This window comes from Lactococcus sp. UBA7128, assembly GCF_002492185.1.
GTDB lineage: Bacteria > Bacillota > Bacilli > Lactobacillales > Streptococcaceae > Lactococcus > Lactococcus muris.
Genome location: NZ_DKXK01000027.1, coordinates 1 through 4,191 on the forward strand (window position 1 = coordinate 1; position 4,191 = coordinate 4,191).

At 41.5% G+C, this 4,191-nt stretch carries 4 protein-coding genes; 3 read left to right on the forward strand and 1 reads right to left on the reverse strand.

All coding sequences use genetic code 11. From position 1 onward, the window contains the following. Nucleotides 1-404 precede the first annotated feature (404 nt). Genes B4H39_RS03615 through B4H39_RS03625 form a run of 3 tightly spaced genes read left to right on the forward strand, consistent with a single transcriptional unit; the run spans nt 405 to nt 3,552 of the window. The gene (locus tag B4H39_RS03615; RefSeq protein ID WP_202230967.1) at nt 405-1,634 is read left to right on the forward strand and encodes an SPFH domain-containing protein; all 1,230 of its coding nucleotides are present in this window, start codon (nt 405-407) and stop codon (nt 1,632-1,634) included. A 20-nt stretch (nt 1,635-1,654) separates the two neighbouring features. Beyond that, on the forward strand, nt 1,655-2,755 hold the full coding sequence (locus B4H39_RS03620) for a TFIIB-type zinc ribbon-containing protein (RefSeq protein WP_202230966.1): 1,101 nt from the start codon (nt 1,655-1,657) through the stop codon (nt 2,753-2,755). Beyond that, a complete protein-coding gene (locus B4H39_RS03625) occupies nt 2,752-3,552 on the forward strand; it encodes a TPM domain-containing protein (protein WP_251423983.1) in 801 nt (266 codons plus the stop codon). The genes B4H39_RS03620 and B4H39_RS03625 overlap by 4 nt, the downstream gene beginning before the upstream one ends. A gap of 28 nt (nt 3,553-3,580) precedes the next feature. Here B4H39_RS03625 and B4H39_RS03630 read toward each other — a convergent pair whose 3' ends face one another. Continuing rightward, nucleotides 3,581-4,114 (reverse strand): rRNA large subunit pseudouridine synthase E, encoded by a 534-nt coding sequence (locus B4H39_RS03630; protein WP_251423978.1) that lies wholly within the window; start codon nt 4,112-4,114, stop codon nt 3,581-3,583. Between the last annotated feature and the right edge of the window lie 77 nt (nt 4,115-4,191).

A 4,191-nucleotide genomic window follows, 5' to 3' on the forward strand; every position in this document is an offset into this window, starting at 1 on the left:
GAATGACTGAGGGGTCACAACTCGCTTCGCTCCTTGCGTATTATCATTCTAATCTGCTAAAGCAGAAAGAATGACTGAAGGGTCACAACTCGATCCGCTCCTTGCGTATTATCATTCTAATCTGCTAAAGCAGAAAGAATGATAATAAAACACCTGCAGAGACGCTGCAGGTGTACAAAAAGCATCTATCTCCTTTACCAAGCTCCTAGAAGCAGGCAAAATAAGGGAAATATAATTCATCGTATCCTTGCTAGCCTCTCTGGACTAAGTTAAAGGTTTTAAGGTATTATAACCTAAATTTTAAGGAATTACAAGAATCAATAAATCCTACTTGAGTTGTAAAAAAATCCTTTCTTTATATGGTATAATGAAAACGTGTAATTAAATAGAGATAGGAGAAAAATATGGGTATCATTAAAGCAGCAACAAGTAGCCTTGGAGGCACATTGGCCGATCAATGGCTGGAAGTCATTGAACCAGAAGATATGTCCGATCAAACCGTCATGACCAAAGGTGTCATGGTGCGCAAGGACGATAAACGCGGCAGCAATCGCAAAGGAACTTCTGATGTCATCACAGACGGATCTGTCGTGCATGTCTATCCTAATATGATGATGCTCTTAGTTGATGGTGGCAAGATTATTGACTATACCGCTGAAGAAGGTTATTATACGGTCAAAAATGACACAGCACCTTCTATGTTTAACGGCGGTCTTAAAGAATCTGTTCAAGAAGCCTTCTTTCGTTTTAAATTTGGTGGTGTGACACCCCAGAAACAAGAAGTTTACTATATTAATCTTCAAGAAATTAAAGGCATTAAGTTTGGAACAGCTACGCCTTTACAATACTTTGACAACTTCTACAATGCGGAACTCTTTCTCCGTACGCATGGAACATATTCGATAAGAATTACAGATCCTATCTTGTTCTATGCTAATGCCATTCCAAAAAATCAAACTCAAGTTGAAATTTCAGATATCAACGAACAATATCTCCAAGAATTTTTAACAGCATTGAATACGTCAATCAACCTCTACTCAGCGCAAGGTGAGCGCGTTTCTTTCCTTCCTTCAAAATCTGTTGAACTTTCAAAATATATGGCAGATACACTTGACGAAGAGTGGCGCAAGCTTCGCGGAATCGAAGTAGTCGCTGTTGCTGTAAGCTCAATCAGTTACACAGATGACAGCCAAAAACTGATCAACATGCGTAACCAAGGTGCAATGCTGGGTGATCCAAATGTGCGTGAAGGCTATATGCAAGGCGCTGTGGCTCGCGGTATCGAAGCTGCTGGAAGCAACACTGGTGGAGCCATGCAAGCTTTTATGGGAATGGGCATGGGAATGAACCAAGCTGGTGATGTTCTCGGTCAAGCCAGTGCCTCAAATCAAGCCCAAATGGCTCAACAAGAAAAGACTGCATCAAAATCGGAAAATACTTGGACATGCTCCGCTTGTGGCACAGAAAACACAGGAAAATTCTGTTCAAACTGTGGGGAGAAAAAACCTGAAGCAACAGCCAACTTAAAGATTGAAATGGCTTGTTCAGCCTGTAATGCTGTCGTTAATTTAGCGAATGGTGTGCCAAAATTCTGTCCGGAATGTGGTCAACCTTTCGTTGCCAAGCCTTTATAAAGAACAGAAAGAGGTAAATTATGAGCCAGTCGAAGGTTCTCACCCATCTCTGTCCTAACTGTGGCGGCCCTCTCTTATTTGACCCTAAAAGTCAAAAGTTTCATTGTCAGTATTGCTTATCTAGCTTTACGGAAGAGGAAGTTACTGCCTTTGAAGCTAAACAAGAAGACAAGGGACTATCAGAAGAAAGTGCTCCAGATGTTCCTCTAGAACCTGATCATTCAGAAACACAGATTGACGATCAGGTTGGGCTCTTTGTTTGCCCTTCTTGCGGTGCTGAGATTGTAACAGAGGCAACTACTGCTTCTACTTTTTGCTATTATTGTCACAATCCTGTTGTGCTATCTGAACGCTTGTCTGGGAAATTCCTCCCTGAAAAGGTTTTGCCTTTTCAGATTGAGCAAAAAGAAGCTGAGGAAGCCTTTCTTAAATGGGTAGGCAAAAAGAAATTTGTCCCGAAAGATTTCTTTGATAAAAAGCAAATCAAGCAACTTCAAGGTGTATACTTTCCTTATTGGGTTGTCGGTGCAGATTTACAAGGTCAACTAGAGGCTCGTGCCAATAACATCCGTGTATGGATCGTTGGTGATTTAGAATATACGGAAACAAAGCAGTATCATATTATCCGTGAAGGTGACAGTTCTTTTCAAGATTTGGTAAAAAATGCTTTGAAAAAAAATGAGCCTGAAAAGATGGTCGGGGCCGTTCAGCCTTTTGACCTATCCAAGGCTGTTTCTTTCAAAAATCAATACCTTTCAGGTTTTTTAACTGAAAAAAGAGACATTGAGTTTGAGGAAATTAAGGAAAGAGTTGATAGCGAGCTACGCCAGTATTCTGAAGCGCTGATGCGTGACACAATCCAAGGTTATACTGCTGTTACCAGTGTCCAATCTCAACAAAGTATCAAGAATTTGGAAAGTGACTATGTGCTTTTACCCCTCTGGCTCGTCACCTATCGTCAGAAAAACAGTGACAAACTTTTCTATTACGCCATGAATGGACAGACAGGAAAAACGGCCGGAATTCTCCCTGTCGACAAGACCAGAGTTATTCTTGTGGCAGTATCTATCTTCTTTGCTGTTCTTCTCTTAGGTTTAATTGTGGGGTGGTATGTATCATGAAAAAGAAAATAACATTTTTATCCCTGTTTCTTACCTTATTTGCAGTGTTGACGCTGTTTGGCTTTTCCAAAGCAGTAGAGGCACAGCAAATAGGTATTGATGATCAGGCAGGTATTCTGGCTGGCACAACATCAGCCCTCACAGAGGAAGCCCAAAGGCTATCAGAGAAAACTAAGGCTGGTGTCTTTGTTGTTACAACAACGACCAATACACAGCCTCCAAAAGAATTTGCGGTTGATTATCTGGCTAATAAAGTCGGACAAGGCAATAATGGTATTGTTCTCCTGATTGACATGGGGCAGCGTGAAGTTTATATCTGGGCGACTGGAAATTTAAAGTACTATATCACTTCTTCTCGCATTGACTCCATCCTTGATGTTGTCCAGCCTCAGTTAAGTAATGAAAATTATCGGCAAGCTATCGAAAGCTTTTATGAACAAGTCGATCACTATTACCAGCAAGGTATCCCTGGTGGTCGTCAGTACTCGGTCAACCCAGACACAGGGGAGGTTACTTTTCATCGCTCCTTTCGTCCTGCATATATCCTAATCGCTGTTATTGCTGCACTGATTGCAGCTGGCGCATTTGTTGTTGTTCTTGTGTCTCGCTATCAGCTAAAACTAGGCGCACGCTGGAACTACGAATATCAAAAAAATGGCGCATTAAAACTCTCTAAACGTAGCGATACACTTGTAAACTCCTTCATCACGACCCGGCATATCCCTCGGAATAATGATTCTAGCGGTGGGGGCTTCTCTGGTGGCGGAGGCGGTTCCGGGGGTGGACGCAGTTTTTAAGCAACTAAAAAAGAGCCTTTGCTCTTTTTTAGTTTATTATTTTATATTTACCTAAGGGAAGAGAGCCTAACTCATAATCACCGATTTTTGTACGTATCAAACGTAATGTTGGAAAGCCTACATTGGCAGTCATTCGACGTACTTGGCGGTTTTTTCCTTCTTTGATGGAAATTTCAACCCAACTTGTGGGTATTGATTTTCGCTCACGAATCGGTGGCGTTCTCTCCCACAGCCATTCGGGTTCTGAAACTCGTCTAACTTTTGCCGGAAGGGTTTTGCCATCCTTGAGCAGCACACCAGCACGCAGTTTTTGAGCTGCTTCTTCTGTAAACTCTCCTTCTACCTGTACAAGATAGGTCTTATAAGATTTGGACTTTGGGTCAGTGAGCTTATGATTTAACTTCCCATCATCGGTCAGTAAAAGCAAGCCTTCACTGTCTTTATCTAACCTTCCTGCAGCATATACATTAGGAATGTCAATATAATCTTTCAGTGTCTTACGATTGTCAGTATCAGTAAATTTTGTGAGTACGTCAAAGGGTTTATTAAATAGTAATATCATCTTCTCTATTGTACCAAAAGTGACCCAGCTTCGCACCTTCCATAAAGAAAATGGGCTCTGTCAACTCTGCGGTGGTA

Bases quoted from the DNA above. Each gene is read 5' to 3' on its own strand.
- B4H39_RS03620 (WP_202230966.1), top strand. From the start codon at position 1,655: ATGAGCCAGTCGAAGGTTCTCACCCATCTCTGTCCTAACTGTGGCGGC.
- B4H39_RS03630 (WP_251423978.1), bottom strand. From the start codon at position 4,114: ATGATATTACTATTTAATAAACCCTTTGACGTACTCACAAAATTTACT.
- B4H39_RS03615 (WP_202230967.1), top strand. From the start codon at position 405: ATGGGTATCATTAAAGCAGCAACAAGTAGCCTTGGAGGCACATTGGCC.
- B4H39_RS03625 (WP_251423983.1), top strand. From the start codon at position 2,752: ATGAAAAAGAAAATAACATTTTTATCCCTGTTTCTTACCTTATTTGCA.